Origin of the sequence: Curtobacterium poinsettiae, from assembly GCF_025677645.1 — a bacterium.
Classification (GTDB): Bacteria; Actinomycetota; Actinomycetes; order Actinomycetales; family Microbacteriaceae; genus Curtobacterium; species Curtobacterium poinsettiae_A.
This window is the reverse complement of record NZ_CP106879.1, coordinates 1273644-1295785: the sequence shown is the minus strand read 5'-3', so window position 1 is coordinate 1295785 and position 22142 is coordinate 1273644. Positions and strand designations below refer to the sequence as shown.

22 protein-coding genes are annotated in these 22142 nt (G+C 71.6%); 13 read left to right on the top strand and 9 right to left on the bottom strand.

Annotated features, from left to right (window positions below):
* Positions 1-67: 67 nt before the first annotated feature.
* The gene (locus OE229_RS06445) at positions 68-835 is read right to left on the bottom strand and encodes a TetR/AcrR family transcriptional regulator (RefSeq protein WP_262137045.1); all 768 of its coding nucleotides are present in this window, start codon (positions 833-835) and stop codon (positions 68-70) included.
* 155 nt (positions 836-990) lie between these two features.
* Here OE229_RS06445 and OE229_RS06440 point away from each other — a divergent pair, with 155 nt between their 5' ends.
* Positions 991-1914: an NAD-dependent epimerase/dehydratase family protein gene (locus tag OE229_RS06440; protein ID WP_262137044.1), complete on the top strand. Its 924-nt coding sequence runs from the start codon at positions 991-993 to the stop codon at positions 1912-1914.
* A 110-nt stretch (positions 1915-2024) separates the two neighbouring features.
* Here the strand turns inward: OE229_RS06440 and OE229_RS06435 are convergent, their stop codons facing one another.
* The 3 genes from OE229_RS06435 to OE229_RS06425 form a co-directional block, all read right to left on the bottom strand.
* On the bottom strand, positions 2025-3359 hold the full coding sequence (locus OE229_RS06435) for a fibronectin type III domain-containing protein (RefSeq protein WP_262137042.1): 1335 nt from the start codon (positions 3357-3359) through the stop codon (positions 2025-2027).
* A gap of 217 nt (positions 3360-3576) precedes the next feature.
* Complete coding sequence (locus OE229_RS06430) at positions 3577-5406, bottom strand: DEAD/DEAH box helicase (protein WP_209133735.1); 1830 nt, start codon at positions 5404-5406, stop codon at positions 3577-3579.
* A 91-nt stretch (positions 5407-5497) separates the two neighbouring features.
* The gene (locus tag OE229_RS06425) at positions 5498-5962 is read right to left on the bottom strand and encodes a MarR family winged helix-turn-helix transcriptional regulator (protein WP_259580537.1); all 465 of its coding nucleotides are present in this window, start codon (positions 5960-5962) and stop codon (positions 5498-5500) included.
* Positions 5963-6058: 96 nt separating this feature from the next.
* On the opposite strand from OE229_RS06425, the gene OE229_RS06420 reads away from it, so the two are divergent.
* Positions 6059-8263: an MDR family MFS transporter gene (locus tag OE229_RS06420; protein ID WP_262137041.1), complete on the top strand. Its 2205-nt coding sequence runs from the start codon at positions 6059-6061 to the stop codon at positions 8261-8263.
* 81 nt (positions 8264-8344) lie between these two features.
* Complete coding sequence (locus OE229_RS06415) at positions 8345-8932, top strand: TetR/AcrR family transcriptional regulator (RefSeq protein WP_259580534.1); 588 nt, start codon at positions 8345-8347, stop codon at positions 8930-8932.
* A 188-nt stretch (positions 8933-9120) separates the two neighbouring features.
* Here the strand turns inward: OE229_RS06415 and OE229_RS06410 are convergent, their stop codons facing one another.
* Positions 9121-9882, bottom strand: a complete 762-nt coding sequence (locus OE229_RS06410; RefSeq protein ID WP_262137040.1) for an SDR family NAD(P)-dependent oxidoreductase — start codon at positions 9880-9882, stop codon at positions 9121-9123.
* 68 nt (positions 9883-9950) lie between these two features.
* On the opposite strand from OE229_RS06410, the gene OE229_RS06405 reads away from it, so the two are divergent.
* Both OE229_RS06405 and OE229_RS06400 read left to right on the top strand, forming a co-directional pair.
* On the top strand, positions 9951-10529 hold the full coding sequence (locus OE229_RS06405; protein WP_262137038.1) for a TetR/AcrR family transcriptional regulator: 579 nt from the start codon (positions 9951-9953) through the stop codon (positions 10527-10529).
* Positions 10530-10577: 48 nt separating this feature from the next.
* A complete protein-coding gene (locus tag OE229_RS06400) occupies positions 10578-10988 on the top strand; it encodes a VOC family protein (RefSeq protein WP_263345132.1) in 411 nt (136 codons plus the stop codon).
* Positions 10989-11021: 33 nt separating this feature from the next.
* Here OE229_RS06400 and OE229_RS06395 read toward each other — a convergent pair whose 3' ends face one another.
* Complete coding sequence (locus OE229_RS06395; protein ID WP_182066433.1) at positions 11022-11291, bottom strand: hypothetical protein; 270 nt, start codon at positions 11289-11291, stop codon at positions 11022-11024.
* A 94-nt stretch (positions 11292-11385) separates the two neighbouring features.
* On the opposite strand from OE229_RS06395, the gene OE229_RS06390 reads away from it, so the two are divergent.
* The gene (locus tag OE229_RS06390) at positions 11386-12261 is read left to right on the top strand and encodes a DUF808 domain-containing protein (protein WP_182066432.1); all 876 of its coding nucleotides are present in this window, start codon (positions 11386-11388) and stop codon (positions 12259-12261) included.
* Positions 12262-12357: 96 nt separating this feature from the next.
* On the opposite strand, the gene OE229_RS06385 is transcribed toward OE229_RS06390, so the two are convergent.
* Positions 12358-13239 carry an SDR family oxidoreductase gene (locus tag OE229_RS06385; RefSeq protein WP_262137033.1) on the bottom strand — a complete coding sequence of 294 codons (882 nt, stop codon included), beginning with the start codon at positions 13237-13239 and terminating at the stop codon, positions 12358-12360.
* A gap of 85 nt (positions 13240-13324) precedes the next feature.
* Here OE229_RS06385 and OE229_RS06380 point away from each other — a divergent pair, with 85 nt between their 5' ends.
* Both OE229_RS06380 and OE229_RS06375 read left to right on the top strand, forming a co-directional pair.
* Entirely contained in the window at positions 13325-13903 is a 579-nt protein-coding gene (locus OE229_RS06380; protein WP_182066430.1) for a TetR/AcrR family transcriptional regulator, read from the top strand.
* An 89-nt stretch (positions 13904-13992) separates the two neighbouring features.
* Complete coding sequence (locus OE229_RS06375; protein WP_182066429.1) at positions 13993-14427, top strand: VOC family protein; 435 nt, start codon at positions 13993-13995, stop codon at positions 14425-14427.
* Positions 14428-14491: 64 nt separating this feature from the next.
* On the opposite strand, the gene OE229_RS06370 is transcribed toward OE229_RS06375, so the two are convergent.
* Positions 14492-15445 carry a manganese catalase family protein gene (locus OE229_RS06370; RefSeq protein WP_182066428.1) on the bottom strand — a complete coding sequence of 318 codons (954 nt, stop codon included), beginning with the start codon at positions 15443-15445 and terminating at the stop codon, positions 14492-14494.
* Between the two features lie 141 nt (positions 15446-15586).
* Here OE229_RS06370 and OE229_RS06365 point away from each other — a divergent pair, with 141 nt between their 5' ends.
* The 3 genes from OE229_RS06365 (at position 15587) to OE229_RS06355 (ending at position 20536) form a co-directional block, all read left to right on the top strand.
* Positions 15587-16972 carry an FAD-binding oxidoreductase gene (locus tag OE229_RS06365; RefSeq protein WP_259580525.1) on the top strand — a complete coding sequence of 462 codons (1386 nt, stop codon included), beginning with the start codon at positions 15587-15589 and terminating at the stop codon, positions 16970-16972.
* Between the two features lie 334 nt (positions 16973-17306).
* The gene (locus OE229_RS06360) at positions 17307-17990 is read left to right on the top strand and encodes a hypothetical protein (protein WP_259580523.1); all 684 of its coding nucleotides are present in this window, start codon (positions 17307-17309) and stop codon (positions 17988-17990) included.
* 122 nt (positions 17991-18112) lie between these two features.
* The gene (locus OE229_RS06355) at positions 18113-20536 is read left to right on the top strand and encodes an excinuclease ABC subunit UvrA (protein ID WP_262137029.1); all 2424 of its coding nucleotides are present in this window, start codon (positions 18113-18115) and stop codon (positions 20534-20536) included.
* Positions 20537-20590: 54 nt separating this feature from the next.
* On the opposite strand, the gene OE229_RS06350 is transcribed toward OE229_RS06355, so the two are convergent.
* Entirely contained in the window at positions 20591-20746 is a 156-nt protein-coding gene (locus OE229_RS06350) for a hypothetical protein (protein WP_209133216.1), read from the bottom strand.
* Between the two features lie 233 nt (positions 20747-20979).
* Between OE229_RS06350 and OE229_RS06345 the strand changes: the two genes are divergently transcribed.
* Both OE229_RS06345 and OE229_RS06340 read left to right on the top strand, forming a co-directional pair.
* Positions 20980-21810 carry a serine hydrolase domain-containing protein gene (locus tag OE229_RS06345; RefSeq protein WP_263345129.1) on the top strand — a complete coding sequence of 277 codons (831 nt, stop codon included), beginning with the start codon at positions 20980-20982 and terminating at the stop codon, positions 21808-21810.
* Between the two features lie 92 nt (positions 21811-21902).
* A complete protein-coding gene (locus tag OE229_RS06340) occupies positions 21903-22112 on the top strand; it encodes a hypothetical protein (protein WP_209133214.1) in 210 nt (69 codons plus the stop codon).
* The last annotated feature ends 30 nt before the right edge of the window (positions 22113-22142 follow it).

Sequence of the window (22142 nt, the reverse complement as noted above, 5' to 3'; positions counted from 1 at the left end):
CGACCTGTCTACCGCACCGGCGGCGACTCTGTCAGGCTGCGCACCCGATCTGGGGACAGCATCGGCGTCAGAACGCGGCGGCGAACCCCAGGTCATCCGCCAGGCGCACGATGACCTGGTCGAAGTAGGCGGCCGGGTCGGACACGGAACCGACGAAGTGGCCGAAGAGCTCGAACGAGATGGTCCCGAACACCGTCGTCCAGGCCATCAGGGTGCGGACCAGGACCTCGTCGGGCAGGGCGATGCCGAACGAGCGCAGCGTGACGACCGCGTCCGCGACGGCGGGACCGGCCACCCCGGGAGCCGCCGTGGGAGCGGTGGGCGACCCGGGCCTCCCGGCCGCCTCCGGCGTCGACGTGACGGACGAGCCCGACGCACCAGGCGCACCAGGCGAACCGGAGCCGACGGCGTCCGCGACCACGCGCACCAGCGCCAACGTCGTCCGCGTCGCGGGCACGACGGTCTCGCGCGGTGCCGTGTACCCGGGCACGGGTGAGCCGAACAGCAGCGCGAAGTCCCCCGGGTGCGCGATCGACCAGTCCCGGACCGCCCGGCACATCGCCACCCAGCGCGCACCGGGAGCCGGTCCGGCCGCGGCACCGGCGGCCTCGACCGCGGCGCCGAGCTCGTCGTAGTCGGTGATGAGCAGGGCCGTCAGCAGGTCGTCGCGGCTCGGGAAGTACCGGTACACGGCCGACGAGACCATCCCGACGTCACGGGCGACGGCCCGCAGGCTGAGGGCCGCCGGACCCTCGTCGGTCAGGCGGGTGCGTGCCGCGGCCAGGATGTCTGCGGTGACCGTCTGCCGTGCGAGTACTCGGGCGGTGGGTGCCATCCGACGATCCTGACACGGGAGAGCAGCGCACACAAAGGAGAGCACTGCTCTTGCTTTCTCGAAGCCAAAGCGTCATGCTCGACCCCGAGAGCAGTGCTCTCGAATCGACCAGGAAGCGATCGACCGAGAAGCGATCCACCAGGAAGCAGGAGACCATGACCCACCACCTCGTCGTCGGCGCCGGCCCCGTCGGCCGGCACGTCGCGGAGCTGTTGACCGTCCGGGGTGACCGCGCCACCGTCGTCTCCCGCTCCGGTCGCAGCACGGGCATCGCCGGCGTCGAGCACCTCGCGCTCGACGCGTCCGATGCCGACGCCCTCTCCCGCGCCGCCGAGGGAGCAGCCGTCCTCCACAACTGCGCGAACCCCGGCGACTACACGCAGTGGGAGCACACCTGGCCCCCGCTCGCCGCAGCACTGCTCACCGCGGCCGAACGCACCGGGGCGACCTACGCCATCACCGGGAACCTGTACCCGTACGGCCCGGTCGACGGGCCGATGCACGAGGGACTGCCGGACGCCGCCACCGACCACAAGGGAGTGCTCCGCGCCACCCTGTGGGCCGATGCCCTCGCCGCGCACGACGCCGGCCGTGTCCGCGCCGTCGAGGTCCGCGCCTCGGACTACCTCGGCCCCGGGATCGGCGCGAACGGGCACGTCACGCGTGTGCTGCCGGCGGCGCTGCGGGGCCGGGCGGTGTCGATGGTCGGTCGCACGGACCTGCCGCACACCTTCACCGACGTGCTCGACGTCGCCCGGACCCTCGTCGCCGCCGCCGAGGACCAGGGCGCCCACGGCCGCACGTGGACGGTGCCGAGCAACGCACCGCGGACGCAGCGCCAGGCCCTCACCGACGTCCTCGCGGCGGCGGGGAAGCCCGCGGTCCCGGTGCGCCGGATGCCCGCCGCCCTGTTCCGCGTCGGCGGGCTCGTGTCGCCGATGATGCGCGAGCTGGCCGACCTGACCTACCAGTGGACCGCGCCGTACGTGGTCGACGACCGCGAGAGCCGGGCGCACTTCGGGATCGAACCGACCCCGTGGGACGAGGTGTGCCGCCGGACGGCCGACGGCGCAGCCTGAACCGCCGCCGCCGCGACACCGCCGCGACACCGCCTGGACAGCCGCCGCCGCACACGGAAGGGGGTGGGACGCGCCGTTGCGTCCCACCCCCTTCCGCCTCGCACCGCCGGTCAGATCACCAGCAGCCTCGAGTACTGCGCCGCGTCGAGCTGCCGGGCAGCTCCACCCGCGGCGGGGACCTTCCACAGCCCGACCGAGGGGCCGCTGTCGATGGAGACGAACACGTCCCCGTCGGCGGAGGCAGCACCCAGGTGCTCGCCACGCGACCCGGCGGTCAGCCCGGTCACCGGCACGGTGGACGTGCCGCCGCTGCCCACCACGAGCTTGTCCGGGATGCCGCGGTCGATCGTGCACCCGCCCGGCCGGTACTCCGACGGGGCGGGGCAGAACTGCGCCGACTGCAGGAGCGAGAAGCCGTCGGCGTTCGCGGCGGCGTACTCGAACGCGTACCGCGGTTCGATCTGCGTCAGTCGGGTCGCGCCGGGCTTGAGCTGGTACCAGACCCACGACCCGGCGCCACCGGTCGATCGGATGTCGACGTAGACGTTGCCGTGCGAGTCGGCGAGCACGCCGGCGGGGTAGCCGACGACCGTGCCGATCGGCCCGGTGAACGTGCGGGGCGCGATGCCGGTGCCCTTGACGTACGGCTGGCTGACCGTTCCGCCGAGTACGACGACCTTGCCGTCCGGGGTGACCGTCCAGAAACGCTGATCGCTCCCGACGGCCTTGCCACCCAGGTCCAGCACGATCTTCGGCGTCGAGGTGCCGACGGACAGCTTCTGCACCGCACCGCTCACCGAGTCCACCCAGTACAGGTTGCCCTCGGCGTCGGAGCGCAGGTCCGGGGTCAGGTGCAGCCCGGACGCGATGATCGAGATCCCGCCACCGTCTGCCGGGTGCAGCAGGATCTCGGTGCCGTCCGCCGACGGGGTGAAGACGTCACCGTCGGCGTTCGCGGCGAAGCCCTCGCCGTCCGTCGCGACGACGGTCTTCGCACCGCTGCCGGAATCCGCGAACCGCACGACGTCACCGTTGCCGTCGAGCGCGAACAGCGACTGCGTCGTCTCCGGCTCGGGCACCGACGGTGACGTCCAGCGCAGCGTGATCGTGCGGCCGGTCCCCCGGTGGCCGAGGGCACGCACCGAGAAGCGGTACGTGGTGGCGGGCGAGAGCTCGTCGAACCGGTCGGAGCGGGCGCGCGGGTGGAGTCGGTCGACCTGGCGGTCGTGCCGGTTCGCGACGGCGGCGACGGCGACCTTCCAGCCCGTCACCTTCGCGCCGTGCTTCGGACCGCGCCACGTCAGCGTGGCACTGTCCGCGTCGCCGGTGACGCGGACGGCGGTCGGCGCTCCCGGCACCGACGGAGAGGTGTGCGCCGTCGCCGGCACCGCGCCTCCGAAGACGAGCGCCGCGGCGGCGACCGCGGTGATGAGTGCTCGGTACACGATGGTTCCCCTGCCTTCTCCGCGGCTCCCTGCGTCACGGCTCCGGTCATCACAGCACCGTGCGGACTCCGGGGGAACGCCTGCGGGAGGGATCTGCGGTTCCCCGCACCGCAAGATGCCGCAGGCCCGGGACCCGCACTGACGACGGACGGGAGGCCCGGTGCCAGCTGGCACCGGGCCTCCCGTCAGAAGAGGTCGCGTCGCAGACGCGCGCGTCTCAGTAGCGCGGCCTGCGCTCCGGACGGTCGTCGCGGTCACCGCGCGGGGCGCGGTCGTCCGAGCGGCGACCGCCACCACGGCGATCCGCACGGATCTCGATGAGCTTGCCGCTGATCCGGGTGTCGGTGAGGCGCTCGAGCACACCGGGGTCCATGTCGGCCGGCAGCTCGACGATCGAGAAGTCCGGACGGATCTGGATCGCACCGAAGTCGTCGCGGCGCAGGCCACCTTCGTTGGCCAGGGCACCGACGATCTGGCGCGGCTCGACGCGGTGACGACGGCCGACCTCGATGCGGTACGGGGACATCGGCTGCGAACGGCGCGGGCCGCGGTCGCCGCGGTCACCACGGTCGCGGTCGCCACCACGGTCGCCGCGGTCGCTGCGGCCGCCACGGTCGTCGCGGGCACCACGCTCGTCGCGCTCGCTGCGACGGGCGTCGCGCTCCATCTGGGTGCGGAGGGCGTCGTCGGCTGCGGTGAGGAGCAGCGGCGAGTCGCCCTGCGCCACGACGGCCAGGGCAGCGGCGACGTCGTCCGAGGGGACGTCGTGGTGCTCGACGTAGTGCGCGATGACGTCGCGGAAGGCGGCGATCCGGCCCTGGTCCTCGAGCGCCGCGGTGATGGCGTCGTCGAAGCGCGTCAGGCGGGTCTCGTTGACGTCGTCGATGGTCGGCAGCTGCATCTGCGTGAGCGGCTGCTTGGTGTGACGCTCGATCGCGGACAGCAGGCGACGCTCGCGCGGGGTGACGAAGCTGATCGAGTCACCCGAGCGGCCGGCGCGACCGGTCCGGCCGATGCGGTGCACGTAGGACTCGATGTCGACCGGGATGTCGAAGTTCACGACGTGCGTGATGCGGTCGACGTCGAGGCCACGGGCGGCGACGTCCGTCGCGACCAGGATGTCGAGCTTGCCCGACTTCAGCTGGTTGACCGTGCGCTCGCGCTGGGCCTGGGCCACGTCACCGCTGATCGCGGCGGCTGCGTACCCGCGGGCACGGAGCTTCTCGGCCAGGGTCTCGGTCTCGCTCTTGGTGCGGACGAAGATGATCATGCCCTCGAAGTCCTCGACCTCGAGGATGCGGGTGAGCGCGTCGACCTTCTGCGGGTACGAGACCATCAGGTAGCGCTGCGTGATGTTCGCGGCGGTCTTCGTCTTGGTCTTGACGGTGATCTCGGCCGGGTCGGTCAGGTACTGCTGCGAGATGCGGCGGATCTGCGCGGGCATGGTCGCCGAGAAGAGCGCGACCTGCTTGTCGTCGGGGGTGTCGGCGAGGATCGTCTCGACGTCCTCGGCGAAGCCCATCTTGAGCATCTCGTCGGCCTCGTCGAGCACCAGGTACTTGAGCTCGGACAGGTCGAGCGTGCCCTTCGCCAGGTGGTCCATGATGCGGCCGGGGGTACCGACGACGACGTCGACGCCACGGCGCAGGGCGGACAGCTGCACGCCGTAGGCCTGGCCGCCGTAGACCGGCAGGACGTGCACGTTCTTCATGTGGGACGCGAACTGCTCGAACGCCTCGCACACCTGCAGGGCGAGCTCACGCGTCGGGGACAGCACGAGCGCCTGGGGCTTCTTGCTGCCGGACTCCATGCGGGACAGGATCGGCAGCGCGAAGGCCGCGGTCTTGCCGGTACCGGTCTGCGCCAGTCCGACGACGTCGCGCCCGGCGAGGAGCGTGGGGATGGTGGCTTCCTGGATGGCGGAAGGGGTCTCGTAGCCGATGTCCTTGACGGCCTTGAGCACAGCGTCGCTCAGGCCGAGACCGGCGAACGTCACCACGGGCCCGTCGTCGAGGGTCTCAGTGGTTGGGGTGGTGTCCGTGCTCATACCACCAACGGTATCTCGGATGCGCGCTCCGCAGGGACGGGAGGCCCGTGGCGACGCCGCCACGGGCCTCCCGTCCCTGCCCTCGGTCACCTCAGGAGCGCGTGGTGCCGATCCCCAGGACCGCGTCCGCCCGGTCGTTCAGTCGCGTCAGCATCTCGGCGAGCGAGCGCAGCTCGTCGGAGGCGAACTCCTCCGTCAGGTCGTCGAACACCTCGGCCCCGGCGGCGTCCAGCTCGTCGAGCAGCCGTCGGCCGGAGGGGGCGAGCGTGACGAGCGTGGCGCGGCCGTCCGCGGGGTCGGGCGACCCGATCAGGTGCTCGGCCTCGATCAGCGAGGCGACCCGGCGGCTGATCACCGGGCGTGACAGCCCCGTCGCGTCGGCGATCGCGGTCGCCCGGACCGGCCCGTGCCCGGCGACGGCTCGCAGGATCACGCGGGCCGTCGGGTCGAGGCCACCGCGGGACTCGATGAGCGAAGAGCGCAGGGTCTGCCGGACCCACAGCCGGTCGAGCTGGGATCGCAGGAGTCGCTCGGCGGCACGCCGGTCGTCGGTCACGCGCTCAGCGTAGCGGGCACATTTAGTTGCTTGCCGGAAGCAACAGATGTATCGTTGCGCGGTCTGCAAAGTTTCACAGTCAGAAAAAGGAGTTCGATGACCGCCACCGCACCCGTCCCGGTGCAGCACGGTCGGCACACCGCCGAGGCCCCAGCGGCCTCCGGGGGCGCCGGCCAGCAGCCGCTGATGACCCACCGTCAGATCCTCCTGGTGATCTACGGCCTGATGGCGGGCATGTTCCTGTCCTCGCTCGGCCAGACGGTGTTCGGCACGGCGATCCGCACGATCGGCGACGACCTGCACGGGCTCGACCAGCAGGCCTGGGTGACGACCGCCTACCTCATCACCTCGACGATCGCGACGCCGATCTACGGCAAGCTCTCCGACATCTTCGGCCGGCGCCCGCTGTACATCTTCGGCATCGTCGTCTTCATCCTCGGCGCCGTCCTGTCGTCGATGTCGACCTCGATGCTCATGCTCGCCGCCTTCCGCGCGGTGCAGGGCATCGGTGCCGGCGCGCTGATGTCGCTGCCGCTGGCGATCATGGGCGACATCCTCGCCCCGCGGGAGCGCGCCAAGTACCAGGGGTACTTCCTCGCCGTCTTCGGCATCTCGTCCGTCATCGGCCCGCTCATCGGCGGTCTGCTCGCCGGTTCCTCCGAGATCCTGTGGATCACGGGCTGGCGCTGGGTGCTCCTGATCAACGTGCCGATCGGCGTCGCCGCGCTCCTCATGGTCATCGTGTTCCTGCACCTGCCGAAGGTGCACGGCGCCGGCGACGCGAAGCCGAAGGTCGACTGGTGGGGCGCGACCGCCGTCATCGTCACCCTCGTGCCGCTCCTGCTCGTCGCGGAACAGGGCCGCATCTGGGGCTGGGGCTCCCCCGCCGCCATCGCCTGCTACGTCGTCGGTGTCGTCGGCCTGATCGGTCTGCTGCTCATCGAGTCGAAGATGGGCGACGCGGCGATCATCCCGCTCAAGCTGTTCCGCTCGGGCACGTTCTCGATGGCGACCGTCATCGGGTTCCTGGTCGGCTTCGCGATGTTCGGCGCGATGCTCACCATCCCGCTCTACCTGCAGATCGTCGTCGGACTGACCCCGACCGAGTCCGGCTTCGCCACCCTGCCGCTCGTCGGTGGTCTCATGATCGCCTCGATCACCTCGGGTCAGATCGTCGCACGCGTCGGCCGGTACCGGATCTTCCCGGTCATCGGCACCGCGCTCGTCTCCGCCGGCTACGTCGTCCTGACCTTCATGACGATCGACAAGCCGCTCTGGTTCCTGATGATCGGCATGTTCCTCATCGGCCTCGGCCTCGGATCGGTCATGCAGTCGCTGACCCTGGCGTCGCAGGGATCCGTCGAGGCCCGCGACATGGGCGTCGCCACGTCGTCCGCCACGTTCTTCCGTCAGATCGGTGGCACGCTCGGCACCGCCGTGCTGCTGTCCATCCTGTTCTCGGTGATGCCGGCGAACATCCTGACGGCCACGGCGAACGAGAAGGACCTCGGTCCGGCACTCGACGCCGCGCTCAACCCGACCGTCGCCAGCGCGAAGGCGAACCAGGGTGCCATGGACAAGATCTGGACGCCCGTCGTCACCCCGCTGACGAAGACCGTGCAGTCGCAGCTCGACGCGGCCTCGGCGAAGGCGGAGCAGGCCGCCGACGCCGCGGTCACCGAGCAGGTCACCGCGGCCGTGCAGCAGCAGGTCACCGCAGGTGCCGTGCCCGCCGCAGCAGCGCAGAGCGTCATCGACCAGCAGGTCGCGGCGGCCACGCCGGCCGCCGAGCAGTCCGCGCTCGAGCAGGTCGCCGACCAGGCGCACGCCAGCGTGCAGGGCGGCACCGTGTCCGTCGACTGGTCGAACGCCGACCAGCGCTCCTACTGGGTCGACGAGCTCACCCCGGAGCTGGCGAAGAAGATCGACGACGGCACCAGCACGAGCGACAGCGCCACCAGCACGAACGACACCTCGTTCCTGACCGGTGCCGACAGCCGCCTGACCCGGCCGTTCATGGCGGGCTTCAACGCCTCGTCCGTGACGATCTACTGGGTCGGTCTCGGCGTCATCCTGCTCGCGTTCGTACTGACCTGGTTCTTCCGGGTGCCGCCGCTGCGCCAGCGTTCCGCGCTCCAGGAGCAGGCCGACATGTCCGCCGAGGCGCAGCTCGAGGCCGAGGCGGGTGCCGCAGCAGCCGAGGCCGGCTCGTTCACCGGACCGATGACCGGGTCCGTACCGACCGGATCGGGTTCGACCGGACAGGGTTCGACCGGATCCACGCCGACGCACCGTCGGTGACCGACCGGGGCGTCCGTCCGTGCCCCCTTTCCGGGCGGGCGCCCCTCCCACACACAGACACATCAACCGCCAGGAGTCCACGTGATCACCACACCGGCAGTGGCTGCGGCAACGGAGCCGTGCACGCTGCGTGAACGGAAGAAGCAGCAGACCCGACAGGCACTGCACGACGCAGCGCTCACCCTGGTGTCGGCGCACGGGCTCGACGGCGTCACGGTCGAGCAGATCTGCGCCGACGCCGACGTCTCCCCCCGCACCTTCTTCAACTACTTCTCGTCGAAGGCGCACGCGGCGCTCGGGCTCGATTCCGTCGAGGTCCCGGAGCGTGCCGCGGCCCGGTTCGTCGAGGCCGACGGCGCCCTCGTCGACGACCTGTGCACCCTGGTCGCGGCGACCGTCCCGCTCTCGCAGGACCGCCGTCGCATGAAGGAGCTGCTCGTGCTCCGGCCGGAGATGTCCGCGATGGTGATGCGGTGGATGGCCGAGTCGCGCCAGTCCCTGCTCAGCGTCGTCGGCACCCGCACCGACGCGCAGACCGCCCGCACCGCCGTGACCCTGGTGATGTCCGCGCTCAGCGAGGCGGCGCACCGCGAGACCGTGCGGAGCAACGACGAGCTCGCGGATCGGCTCCGTTCCGTCGTGCGCGAGATGGCGGCGCTCGTCTCCTGAGCCGCCGGCCGCTGGCTCGCCGTGTCGGATCGGGCGTACCGGGCAGGAACTTCCGGCCCGGTACGCCCGGTTCCGCATTCCAGCGCACGCGCTCTGGGAAGGAACCGCGCGTCGTCGACGTGGCCGAAGGCGGACGGGAGGCCCGTGGCGGCGCCGCCACGGGCCTCCCGTTCGTCAGGTGGTCAGCGTCAGACGACGGACCAGCCACCGTCGCTCGGCAGCACCGCGCCGTTGACGTTCGCCGAGTCGTCGCTCAGCAGCCAGGTGATGGCGGCGGCGAGCTGCTCGGGCTGGGCGACCGGCGGGATGGTGGTCTGCATGATCGGACCGACCCGGCGAGCCGCGTACTCGCTGCGCATCGGCGCCTCGATGTTCGTGGCGACCGCACCCGGTGCCACGGCGTTCGCCCGGATGCCCTGCGGCCCGTGGAAGAACGCGACGCTCTTGGTGTACCCGGCGATGGCGTGCTTGGACGAGGTGTAGGCAGCGCCGGCGGCCGAGGCCTTCAAGGCGGCCTCGGACGCGACGTTCACGACCGACCCCTTGCCGGCGGCGATCATCAGGGGCAGCACGGCGCGGGTCAGGCGCATCGGGCCCGTGACGTTGACGCTGAAGACACGCTCCCAGGTGGCGTCGTCGACCTCGTCCGGCGGCAGGAACGCGTCCATGATGCCGGCGACGTTGGCGAGTCCGTCCACCCGGTCACCGGCGGCCGCGATGAGTGCGTCGATGGTCTCGCTCGCGGCGACGTCACCGACGACGGTCTCCACGGCGAAGCCCTCCAGTTCCGTGCGGAGTGCGTCGAGCCGCTCGGTCACGACGTCGGTCGCGATGACGCGGCCGCCCTCGTTCGCGATGCGCGTCGCCGTGGCGCGTCCGATGCCGGAACCCGCTCCGGTGACGATGATGGTCCTGCCGGTGAACCGTCCGGCGGTGGTGGTGTCGGTCATGTCGTCTCCTCGATGAGAGGCGCTCGCTGCGCCACACCGGTTATAGCACTCAGTGCCGAAAGGTCTCCATGAGCTCGACGAACGACCGTCCGACGGGGCGCCCGCGCACCATCGACCCCGACGCCGTGTCCCTCGTCGCACTCCGGCTGTTCGACGACCAGGGCTTCGACGCGGTGTCGATGGACGACGTCGCCGCGGCGGCCGGGGTCAGTCGCCGGTCGCTCTTCCGGCTGTTCCCGAACAAGGCGACGCTGGTGTGGGGAGGTCTCGACGAGTTCGCAGCACGGTTCCGCGAAGCCCTCCGGGCACGGCCGGCCGACGAGCCCTCGGCGGTCGCGCTCCGGGCGGCCTACCGGATCGGTGCGACGTTCCCGGACGACGCGGTCGAGGTCACCCGGCACCGACTCCGGGTCATCCGCGCGAACCCGTCGCTCGAGCACGTCGGCGCAGCCACGGTCACGGCCCTGACCGACGAGATCCTGCGGTACGTGGCCGAGCGGGACGGGGGCACCGCCGACGACCTCGCCGCCGCCGTGCGCGCCCACACGCTGGCCGCCGCCGCGAGCGCCGCACTCACCTGGTGGGCCCTGCACGGCGACGGACGACCGGAGGACGTCGTGGAGCGCGCACTGGCGCTGCTCGACTGACGAACCCCGGGCTTCCCCGGCGCCGCACGCCGGAGTACCTTGCCGGGCATGCACACGACCGGACCCGCGCCGTACTTCCAGTTCGCCGGCACCGCCAGGCGTGCCCTCGAGCACTGGCAGCGGGTGTTCGGTGGCGAGGTGCGGATCGCGACCTATGCGGACTTCTCCCGCACGGACGGTCCGGCCGACGCCGTCGCGCACGGCCAGCTGACCGGCGAGCTGCAGCTGTTCGCCGCGGACGCGAGCGAGGGCGACACCCCGTTCTCGGCGACGGGGCTGCTCTTCTCACTGCTCGGCGCTGCGGAACCGGACGTCCTGCGTCGGTGGTTCGACCGGCTCGCCGAGGGCGGTACGGTCGTCGACCCGCTGCAGCAGCGGCCGTGGGGCGACTGGGACGGCACCGTCCGTGACGCGTTCGGGGTCATTTGGCTGATCGGGTTCGAGGGCTCGGCACGCTGACCCAGGCGCGCTGCGTCCCGCGCGCTGCAGCGCCTACTGCTGGTCGGACGGCAGCAGCGGCGCCCAGAAGGCGTCGGGACCGTCGGCCTGCACCGCGTCGCGCTCGAACCGGAACCCGTAGTCGCGCACGAAGTCGAGGGCTGCGGCCTGCTCGTCCTCGGCGTCGTCCTGGGCCGCGTCGAACAGGTACACCCCGTGCCCCATCGCGACACCGGCGTCGCTGATGACGGAGAGGTCCCAGCGCCCCTGCTCGGAACGCTCGATCCGGACGACGGCGGCCTGGGATGCGGTGAAGTCAGCCATGCCGCGAGCCTACGGACGTCCGGTGGCTGGCGTTCAGGATGCCCCGCGGCCACTACGCTGTGCACGGTCACAGGTCAGACGAGTGGAGAACGAATTGTCAGTCGGATTGCTCGCCGTGGTGGACGACATCCTCTCCGCAGCCCTCAAGGCCAGCGCGAAGACCGCCGGGGTCGTCATCGACGACGCCGCCGTCACGCCCCAGTACGTGCAGGGCCTCGAGCCCGCTCGTGAACTCCCGGTCGTCGGGCGCATCGCGCTCGGCAGCCTGTTCAACAAGTTCGTCATCATCATCCCGCTGGCCCTGCTGCTGACGGCCTTCGCGCCCGGCGTGCTGCCGTGGCTCCTGCTGCTCGGCGGCACGTACCTGTGCTTCGAAGGCGCCGAGAAGGTCACCGAGTGGTTCGGCGTGCACCACGAGGGCGGGTCCGACGAGGCCGTCACCGAACCGAAGCTCGTCTTCGGCGCCATCCGCACCGACCTCATCCTGAGCACCGAGATCATGCTCATCGCACTTGCCGGCCTCGACCCCGACCTGGGGCTCTGGCCGACGCTCGGCGCCCTGATCGTGATCGGCCTGGTCATGACCGCGGTCGTCTACGGCGCCGTGGCACTACTCGTGAAGGTCGACGACATCGGCCTGCAGATGATGAAGAACTCCGTCCGCCGCACCCGCCGGATCGGTGCCCGCATCGTCCGTGCGATGCCGATGGTCTTCCGGGTCATCAGCGTCATCGGCACGGTCGCGATGCTCTGGGTCGGTGGACACCTGGTCATCGCGAACCTCGCCGAGACCGTCTGGCACGGGCCGTACGACCTGCTGCACGTGATCGAGCACGCACTCGAGGCCGCAGGCCCCGTCGTCGTGTGGATCGCCGACACCGCCGTGTCGGCCGTGGCCGGCCTCGCGCTGGGCATGGTCGTCGTCGGCATCGTGCTCGGCATCGGCCGCCTGCGCGGCGGGCAGCACTGACGCGGCTGCACGGCGGACAGGAGGCCCGTGGCGGCCCGGCACCGCGCCTCCCGTCCAGCGCGCCGTCCGCCCACCGCTGACGGTGCTCCGCGGCGCTCAGCGCTGCACGTTCTCCAGGTCCTCGAGCAGGCTCGGGTGTGTCGGGACCCAGCCGAGCGCTTCGCGCGTGTGGGCACTCGACGCCGGCTGGTCCATCGCGAAGATCGGCGCGAACGCGCCGAACGTCTCGTCGGCCACCCGCTCGACCGGCAGGCCGAGCCGACGCCCGATGACCTCGGCCAGGTCACGCACCCGGTCGCCCTCGTCGGCGACCGCGTGCCAGACGGTCCCCGCCGGAGCACCTTCGAGCGCGAGCCGGAACAGCACCGCCGCGTCCGCGGCGTGCACGGCGGGCCACCGCTGCTCGCCGTCGCCGGGGTAGCCCGCGACCCCCGCCTGTCGGGCCGTCTCCGTCAGGATCCCCGCGAACCCACCCGTGCCGTCGGCGTGCACGGTGCGCGGCAGCCGGATCGCCGAGACTCGGACGCCCCGTGCCGCCAGTTCGAGGGCGGCGAGGACGGATCGGGCGCGACCCGCGACCGGCCCCTCGAGCGGGAGCGGGTCGGTCTCGACCGAGGCTCGACCGGACTCCCACGGCGTGCCGGAGACGACGACGAACGGGCGGTCGCTGCCGACGAGCGCCTCGCCGAGTGCGGCCATGGCGGCGCGCTCCTCGGCGATGCCCCGCTCGAGCGCCTCCGCCGAGCTGAAGTCGTTCGAGAACGCGAGGCTGACGACGCCGTCGGCGGAGCGCGCGCCCTCGCGCAGCACGTCGAGGTCGGTGAGTGCACCGCGGGCGGGGGTCGCCCCCGCGGCGATGAGGGCAGCTGCCGACCGGTCCGACCGGGCCAGTGCCGTGACGGTGTGCCCGGCGGCGATGAGTTCGGTGACGACCGCGGTGCCGATGGTGCCGGTGCCGCCGGTGACGAAGACGTGCATGGGTGCTCCTCAGAAGTGATGGGACTTTTGTACCGTCACCGTACACCCCCGACGGGACAATTGTCCCGTCGCGTATGATCGTCCCATGGCGCGATGGCAACCCGGGGCCCGGGAACGACTGGTCCTGGCCGCGGTCGACCTGTTCTCCGAGCAGGGCTACGACGAGACGACCGTCGCGCAGATCACCGAGCGCGCCGGTGTCACCAAGAGCACGTTCTTCCGGCACTTCCCGGACAAGCGCGAACTGCTCGTCGCCGGGCAGGAGACCCTGAGCCGACTGCTCGCCGAAGGGATCACCGGCGCACCGGCCGACACCACCCCGCTCGACGCCGTCGCAGCAGGACTGGAACGGGCCTCGGACGAGATGGGACCGATGAACCGCGAGCTCGGACCACGACTGCGAGCGGCCGTCGCCGCGAGTGTCGAGCTGCAGGAGCGCGACGCCCTGAAGAGCGTCGGGATGGCCGCGGCCATGACCGACGCCCTGGTCGGCCGCGGAGTCCCCGACGCGCCCGCTCGGCTGGCCGCCGAGATGGGGGTCCTGGCGTTCAAGCAGGGCTTCGAGCGGTGGTCCGGTGTGGGGCGCGCGGACGACGACCGGCTGGCCGACCACGCCACGGCCGCGCTCGCCGAGCTCCGAGCGGCGGCAGCCCAGCTCGGCTGAGCGGGCGCCGGGCGGGCGCGGGGCGGACGCGGGGCGGACGCGGGCGGCCCGGGCGGACGCCGGTCGCGCATCGTCGTATCCTCGGCGCCATGGCAACGGTGCGACAGGTCCAGGTGACGTTCGACTGCGCCGAGCCGGAGCGTGTCGCCCGGTTCTGGTGCGAGGTCCTCGGGTACGTGGTCCCACCGCCCCCACCGGGGTTCGCCGACTGGGACGCCTTCGACCGGTCGCTGCCGCCGGAGCACCAGGGGTCGGCCTTCGCGTGCGTCGACCCGACCGGCACCGGCCCGCGCCTGTTCTTCCAGCGCGTCCCCGAGGGCAAGACGGTGAAGAACCGCGTGCACCTGGACGTCCGGGTCGGAACCGGCATGGTCGGCGCCGAACGACTCGCCGCCCTCGACGCCGAGAGCGCTCGACTCGTCGCACTCGGCGCCACCCAGATCCGTCGGATGACGGCGGACCAGGTCGACGAGTCGTGCATCGTCATGCAGGACGTCGAGGGCAACGAGTTCTGCCTGGACTGACGACCCGACGCCAGGCCGGTGGCGGACGCGTCACCGGCCTGGCGTCACCACGTCCCGCAGGGTGTCAGGCCACCGGCCCGTAGATCGGCGTCTCCGCCTGGTCGAGCTCGAGTTCGGCGGTCTGCTGGATGAGGGCGAGCAGGTCTGCGTCGAGCCCCGGTGCGAACTCTTCGAGCCGCTCCTCCGCGATGAACGACGGCACACCGACCGGGGCCTGCTCCGTGGCGGACAGGTCGGTGCCGTCCTTCGAGGGCGACGCCCCGCGGAAGATCTTGCCCGCCTCGGACGCGCCGTCGAGATCGAAGCTGTACTGCTTGCTCTGCAGTCCGAGGTCGACGAGCTCCTTGACCTCTGGGAACCGCTCGGCGTTCGTCTTCGGGATCGGCAGGAGCGTCTTCCACTCGACACCCAGCGTCTCGAGCGCCTTCGCGTAGGCGTTCTCGTGCGCCTGGTCACGCACGATCAGGTAGGCGATCGTGCTGCGGGCGGTCGGGTTGTCCGTCATCTCGTAGATCCGGCACTTCTGCAGGCGACCGGTCGACTCGAGCATCAGGTTGTACAGCAGGTCGAGCGGCAGGTTGCCGGAGTTGTAGACGTAGCTGCCGCTCCACGGGTTGCCCGCGGCGTCGACGGGCAGGGCTCCCTGGGCACCGACGAGGTAGTGGTGGATGTTGCTCGTGTCCAGGGCGATGTTCAGCGGCGTCGCGCCCTTCGCTCCCGGGGTGTCGAGCGGGTCGGTGAGCTTGCCGCTGTACTCGGGCGAGCCGTCCAGCAGCCGCGAGATGGTGGTGCCGATGAGCTCGACGTGACTGATCTCCTCGGTGCCGACGCCCTGGATGAGGTCGCGGTACGGCTTGGCGGCGGGGCCGCGGAAGTTCATCGCCTGGAAGAGGTACTGCATCATCGTGCGCATCTCGCCGAACTGTCCGCCGAGCCCCTCCTGCAGGGCGTTCGCGGCGGCGGGGTCCGGTTCACCGTCGGCGATCTCGTTGATCCAGGTCTGTGCGTGGAAGTACATGGGGCCTCCTTGCTCCGTACGACGGTTCCGCCGCGGGCCCAACGCTCCTCAGCGTGGCTGGCAGAGCACACGGACGGACGGCGCCGAGGCGTATCGTCGGACGCTCCGCACCGCAGCACGCCGGAAGGACCAGCACTCCGCATGACCGTCACCACCGCAGCCGACGCCACCGCCCTCGAACACCTGCTGGGGTCCGAGCAGGTGCTCCACGACCCGGAGTCACTGGAGCACTACCGCCACGACGACGCCGAGTGGGCCGACTCCGCGGCACCGCTCGCCGTGGTCCTGGCACGCAGCACCGACGACGTCGTCACCGCCGTCCGGTGGGCAGCCGCAGCGGGTCTGCGTGTGGTCCCCCGCGGTGCCGGCACCGGCCTGTCCGGCGGTGCCAACGCGATGGCCGACTCGATCGTCGTGTCGCTCGAGCGTATGAACCGGGTGCTCGAGGTGAACACCGACGAGCGGTACGCGGTCACCGAACCCGGCGTCATCAACGACGCACTCCGCGCCGCGGTCGCCGAGCACGGCCTCTGGTACCCGCCGGACCCCGCGAGCTCGGCGATCTCGACGATCGGCGGCAACGTCGCGACGAACGCCGGCGGCATCTGCTGCGTCAAGTACGGGGTCACCCGCGACTACGTGCTCGGCATGACCGTCGTGCTGGCCGACGGGTCGGTGGTCGAACTCGGCCGCCGGACGGCGAAGGGCGTCGCCGGGTACGACCTCACCGGACTGATGGTCGGTTCCGAGGGCACGCTCGGCATCGTCGTCTCGGTCACCGTGAAGCTGCTCCCCCTGGCCGGCCGTGACGAACGTGCGGTGATCGGGTACTTCCCCTCGCTGACCGCCGCGGGCGACGCCGTGGCCGCGATCTCGCGTGCGGGGATCGTCCCCGCCGCGCTCGAGATCGTCGACCGCACCTGCCTTCGGGCCGTCGACGACTGGATGCACCTCGGGCTGCCGGCGGACGTCGACACCCTGCTGCTCGCGCGGGTCGACGAGCGCGGTGCCGCCGGGGACGCGATCGCCGACCACGTCGCGGACGTCTTCGCCGAGGCCGGTGGCACGGACGTCGAGCGGGCCACCGACCCTCAGGACATCGACCGGCTGTTCCAGGCCCGCCGGCTCGCCTACCCGGCGCTCGAACGGCTCGGTCCGGTACTGACCGAGGACATCTGCGTGCCACGGAGCGCGGTGCCCGAGATGCTCCGGCGGATCCAGGTGACCGCGGACGCGCAGGACGTCACGATCGCCAACATCGCGCACGCCGGCGACGGCAACCTGCACCCGCTGATCATCGCGCCCGAGGGCGACGACGCCGCGAAGGCCCGCGCGAAGACCGCGTTCGACCAGATCGTGGCGGACTGCCTGGCGCTCGGTGGGACCGTGACCGGTGAGCACGGCGTCGGGCTGCTGAAGCTGCCGGGCCTGCGCGTCGAACTCGGCGAACGCGTGCTCGCGATGCACCGCTCCGTCAAGGACGCGCTCGACCCGGCAGGGACCCTGAACCCGGGCAAGGCGTTCTGACCCGGTGGACGACGCAACGGGAGGCCCGGTGCCAGCTGGCACCGGGCCTCCCGTTGCGTCAGGTGGTCGCGTTCAGCGACCGGTGTGCGTCACGCAGGAGCGCCTCCGCACGCACGCCCGCTCAGTGGCGACGGAGGCTCGAAGGTCACAGAGCGGTAACGACCGGAGACCGGTCCAAACCCTTCGCCGGAGGGTGCCGAATCACCTGCAACGACCGGGAAACACCCGGAGCGCTCACCAGCCGCACATCGCTGGTTCTCCACCCCACCAAGGGTGTGTTCGGCGCGCACACAGCAGCCGCGCCGAGCGCGACAACAGCAAAGGACTGATCACGATGCGTAAGAGCCTCAAGACCTCCATCACCCTCGCCACGACCGGCGCCCTCGTCCTCGGCGGTGCCGCGTTCGGGATCTCCTCCGCCCAGGCCGCGACCCCGACCGTGCACACGGTGTCCTCGTCGTCCGAGTCGAAGATCCCCGCACCCGTCGCCTCGGTCCCCGAGGTCCTCGGTGGTTCCACCGCCGTGAAGCTCGACTCCGGCTTCACCGACGCCCTCACCGCCCTGAAGCTCACCCCCGGCGTCTCCGGCGACGCAACCCTGGAAGACGGGTCGGTGTCGTTCCCGATCACCGCCGGGTCGGTCACCTACTGGTCCCCGGACGGCAACTACCGCCCCTACGTGCAGGGCCTGCTGAACCACGACGACTCGGGTCTGACCCTGAAGGCCGGTGACACCACCGTCACGCTGGAGAACTTCGTCGTGAACCCGGGCTCGTCCAAGCTCTACGGCGACGTCCTCGTCAACGGCAAGGTCGCCGCGGCCAACGCGTTCCTGTTCGAGCTGCACGGCGGCTCCCTCAAGCCCCTCCAGCTCGAGGGCGACAACGCCATCCTCACCGGCACCACCGTCCACATCTCCGAGGACGCCGCCGGCCTGCTGAACAAGACCTTCGGCACCGACGCCGTCAAGCGCGGCCTCCTCGTCGGCACCGCCACCATCACCGCACAGATCAAGTAACACCCCGCACCACCACGCGACACGAAGAGTCGCTCCGCCGATCAGGGCGGAGCGGCTCTTCGTCGTTCGCGGTTCCGCCGGTGGTGCTGCTCCTCCCAGTGGCCGAGCCTACGATCGAGCGAATGCCCGCTCCCCGCTCGACCCAGACCGACGACCGACCCGGGCCGGACGACTTCATCCGCGTCCGTGGCGCCCGCGAGAACAACCTGCGCGACGTCGACGTGGACATCCCCCGCGACCGGATCGTCGCGTTCACCGGCGTCTCCGGCTCCGGCAAGTCCTCGCTCGCCTTCGGCACCGTCTTCGCCGAGGCGCAGCGCCGGTTCCTGGAGTCCGTCGCCCCGTACGCGCGGCGGCTGATCGCGCAGGGGTCCACCCCGCACGTCGACTCGATCACCGGGCTGCCGCCCGCCGTCGCCCTGCAGCAGCGTCGCGGCGCCCCGAGCTCCCGCTCCACCGTCGGCACCATGACCACGCTGTCGAACTCGATGCGCATGCTCTACTCGCGCGCCGGCACCTACCCGTCCGGCGCCGACCGGCTCGAGTCGGACTCCTTCTCGCCGAACACCGTCGCCGGTGCCTGCCCCCGGTGCCACGGCATCGGGACCGCGCACGAGGTCACCGAGGCATCGGCCGTGCACGATCCGTCGCTGAGCATCCGCGACGGCGCGATCACCGCCTGGCCCGGAGCGTGGCAGGGCAAGAACCTGCGCGACGTCACCGCCGTGCTCGGCTACGACATCGACCGCCCGTGGCGCGAGCTGTCCCGGGAGGACCGCGACTGGCTGCTCTTCACTGAGGAGCAGCCCGTCGTGCAGGTGCAGCCGAAGCGCGACCGCGTGGCGAAGCCCTACAAGGGCCGGTTCTGGAGCGCTCGCCAGTTCGTGCTGCACACCCTCGCCGACTCGCAGAGCGAGACCCAGCGCGGGAAGGTGCTGCAGTTCGTCGAGTCCGGCCCGTGCGCGCTCTGCGGCGGCACCGGCCTGACCCGAGCAGCCCTCGCCGTCACGATCGGCGGCCACTCGATCGCCGAGCTGAACGCGCTGCCGCTGACCGGCCTGGCCGACGTCCTGCGCCCGATCGCCGCGATCACGGACGCGGCAGCGGCGACGTCGCGGGCATCGTCCGGCGAGCACACCGAGGTCGCCGTGGCGATCTCCCGCGACCTGCTCACGCGCGTCGAGGTCCTGGTCGGCCTGGGTCTCGGGTACCTGGCGCTCGACCGCGCCACCCCGACGCTCTCCCCCGGCGAGAGCCAGCGGCTGCGGATCGCGACGCAGCTGCGCTCCGGCCTGTTCGGCGTCGTCTACGTGCTCGACGAACCGAGCGCCGGGCTGCACCCCGCCGATGCCGAGTCCCTCGTCGACGTCCTGGACGACCTCCGCGCCGGCGGCAACAGCGTCTTCGTCGTCGAACACGACATGAGCATCGTGCGCCGAGCCGACTGGATCGTCGACGTCGGCCCCCGCGCGGGCACCGGCGGCGGCACCGTCCTGTACAGCGGGCCGGTCGCCGGCCTGGCCGAGGTCGAGGCGTCGGTCACCCGGCGCTTCCTGGAGCCCCGGCAGCCGACCGCCGACCGAGCCGTCCGGACCCCCGTCGGCACGCTCGAGCTCCGCGACCTCACCCTGCACAACCTGCGAGGGCTCGACGTCGACCTGCCGCTCGGTGTCCTCACCGCGGTCACCGGGGTCAGCGGGTCCGGCAAGTCGTCGCTCGTCGGCGGCGTGCTGCCCGGCGTCGCGACGTCGCACCCACTCGTCGACCGCGTCGTGCAGGTCGACCAGAAGCCGATCGGCCGGACGCCCCGCTCGAACCTCGCCACCTACACCGGCCTGTTCGACGCGGTTCGAGCCGCCTTCGCCCAGACCGACGAGGCGAAGGCGCGGGGCTGGACCGCCGGACGGTTCTCGTTCAACGTCGCCGGCGGCCGGTGCGAGGTCTGCCAGGGCGAGGGATCGGTGTCCGTCGAACTCCTCTTCCTGCCGGGCAGCTGGGCACCGTGCCCCGAGTGCCACGGCTCCCGCTACACCGCCGAGACGCTCGAGGTCCGGTGGAACGGGGCGTCCATCGCCGACGTCCTCGGTATGACCGTCGACGAAGCCGCACCGTTCCTGGCGCCCCTGCCCGCAGCCGGGCGCGGACTGGAGACCCTCCGCGAGGTCGGCCTCGGCTACCTGCGGCTCGGGCAGCCCGCTCCGGAGCTGTCCGGCGGTGAGGCGCAGCGCATCAAGCTCGCGACGGAGCTGCAGCGCGCACGGACCGGCCACACCCTGTACCTGCTCGACGAGCCCACCACCGGCCTGCACCCGGCCGATGTCGAGCTGCTCACCGCCCAGCTCGCCCGCCTGACCGACGCCGGCAACACCGTCGTCGTGGTCGAGCACGCGATGGACGTCGTCGCGAGCGCCGACCACGTCATCGACATGGGTCCCTCGGGCGGCGATGCCGGCGGCCGGGTCGTCGCCTCCGGTACGCCTGCCGAGGTCGCCGCCTCGACCGCCAGCCGGACCGCGCCCTACTTGCGGGACCAGCTCGGTCGCTGACGCAGGAGTGCCCGCCAGGATCGCTCCTGGCGGGCACTCCGTGGTTGCCGTTGGTTACCGCTCGACCGCCTCCGGGGCGTCGTCGCGGAAGAAGTCGCTGCCACTGTGGTTGTAGCCGACCTCACCCGTCCGACGCCACTGCTTGCGGACGCGCTTGAAGGTGGTGATGCGTGCTGGTTCGACGTTCTCGTCGCTCGTGTAGGCGCTCATGGCTGATCTCCCTGTGTGATTGGCCGTGGTTCCTTGGCCCCCCGAAAGGGAGGCTAGCGAGGGGCGCGGCGCCGAGTTCGCGATCCGTCCCGGAACGTCCGTCGAACGCAGTTCCGGCCGTGCAGCGAGCCGGAACGCGCCCCTCCGGCACCTGGGGCCCACACGCCCCGAACGCGGATCCCCGCATGACCGGCTGCGATCATGGAGGCTCCGACCCGATCAGGAGGACGAGCGTGACCGCTGCGAACCGAGCCGTGATCACCGACGTGGGGGGCGACGTCACCGCCGACCTCGGCGATCGCTACGAAGCGGGCGCGCTGGTGGAGTGGGCGAGCGTCACGAAGACCGTGACCGCCGCCGCCGCGCTCGCCGTCCTCGCTGAACGGGACATCCCGCGGGACACCCCCGCACGCGACCTGGTACCGGACGTCCCCGACGACGCCACCTACACGGTCGATGACTTGATCCGACACCGCTCGGGCCTGCCCCGTGTGCACCAGGGCATGTCGGCCGGGATCGTCGGCGACCCGTACGCGACCGTGTCCGAGGCGGACGTCACGCGTGCGCTGCGGCAGACCCCGACCACACCGGGTGAGCGTGACTACTCCAACCTCGGCTACGCGGTGCTCGGTCGGCTGGTCGAGCACGTCACGCGGGAAGCATGGTTCACGGTCGCCGAGCGGACGGTCTTGGCTCCGCTCGGCATCACCAGCGCCACCCTCGACCCGGCACGCGAACGACGAACTCTGCTCCGATCGTGGCGGGGCCGCCCCCGTGAACCCTGGAGCGTCGGATCAGGTCCCTACGCACCGGCCGGCGGGATCTGGTCGACCATGTCCGACCTCCTGCGACTCGGCGTGGGGATCGGACGCATCGAGCCGGACTTCCTGGCGTGGGAGCACCGCGACGGGCTGATCTGGCACAGCGGGCAGACACGGGACGCCGGCGTCTGCCTGCTCCGGCACGGTGACGTCACGATCGCGTCGCACGCCCTCGGCGCAGCACCCGGAGCCGCGGACCGGCTCGCCGTCCGTCGGCTCCGTGCCGTGGGGGCCGTCGCGTGAACGGCGGCACGCGAGCCGGCGATGTGCTGCAGGCGGCCGTGGAGGGCTCCCGACAGAACTCGTTCAGGCGTCTGGCCAGGACGACGGCCGCATTGGCTCTGGCCGCGATGGGCGGCGCGGGTGAGGACTTCCTGCCGAGCTTCGACCTGGTCGTCCGCCGTCGTGACGACGGCGCGGAGGTCCTCCGGACACGAGCCGGAGACGCAGATCAGGCCGAGCGACTCCTCGAGACCGTGGAACGAGACCTGGACGAGAAGGACGTCACGACGTTCGTCAGCGAGTGGCGCGTCGTCGAGCGCTGACGGAGCGGGTGGGCGGACGTACGCGACCAG

Bases quoted from the DNA above. Each gene is read 5' to 3' on its own strand.
- OE229_RS06445 (WP_262137045.1), bottom strand. From the start codon at position 835: ATGGCACCCACCGCCCGAGTACTCGCACGGCAGACGGTCACCGCAGAC.
- OE229_RS06440 (WP_262137044.1), top strand. From the start codon at position 991: ATGACCCACCACCTCGTCGTCGGCGCCGGCCCCGTCGGCCGGCACGTC.
- OE229_RS06430 (WP_209133735.1), bottom strand. From the start codon at position 5,406: ATGAGCACGGACACCACCCCAACCACTGAGACCCTCGACGACGGGCCC.
- OE229_RS06420 (WP_262137041.1), top strand. From the start codon at position 6,059: ATGACCGCCACCGCACCCGTCCCGGTGCAGCACGGTCGGCACACCGCC.
- OE229_RS06410 (WP_262137040.1), bottom strand. From the start codon at position 9,882: ATGACCGACACCACCACCGCCGGACGGTTCACCGGCAGGACCATCATC.
- OE229_RS06405 (WP_262137038.1), top strand. From the start codon at position 9,951: ATGAGCTCGACGAACGACCGTCCGACGGGGCGCCCGCGCACCATCGAC.
- OE229_RS06400 (WP_263345132.1), top strand. From the start codon at position 10,578: ATGCACACGACCGGACCCGCGCCGTACTTCCAGTTCGCCGGCACCGCC.
- OE229_RS06395 (WP_182066433.1), bottom strand. From the start codon at position 11,291: ATGGCTGACTTCACCGCATCCCAGGCCGCCGTCGTCCGGATCGAGCGT.
- OE229_RS06385 (WP_262137033.1), bottom strand. From the start codon at position 13,239: ATGCACGTCTTCGTCACCGGCGGCACCGGCACCATCGGCACCGCGGTC.
- OE229_RS06380 (WP_182066430.1), top strand. From the start codon at position 13,325: ATGGCGCGATGGCAACCCGGGGCCCGGGAACGACTGGTCCTGGCCGCG.
- OE229_RS06375 (WP_182066429.1), top strand. From the start codon at position 13,993: ATGGCAACGGTGCGACAGGTCCAGGTGACGTTCGACTGCGCCGAGCCG.
- OE229_RS06370 (WP_182066428.1), bottom strand. From the start codon at position 15,445: ATGTACTTCCACGCACAGACCTGGATCAACGAGATCGCCGACGGTGAA.
- OE229_RS06365 (WP_259580525.1), top strand. From the start codon at position 15,587: ATGACCGTCACCACCGCAGCCGACGCCACCGCCCTCGAACACCTGCTG.
- OE229_RS06360 (WP_259580523.1), top strand. From the start codon at position 17,307: ATGCGTAAGAGCCTCAAGACCTCCATCACCCTCGCCACGACCGGCGCC.
- OE229_RS06355 (WP_262137029.1), top strand. From the start codon at position 18,113: ATGCCCGCTCCCCGCTCGACCCAGACCGACGACCGACCCGGGCCGGAC.
- OE229_RS06350 (WP_209133216.1), bottom strand. From the start codon at position 20,746: ATGAGCGCCTACACGAGCGACGAGAACGTCGAACCAGCACGCATCACC.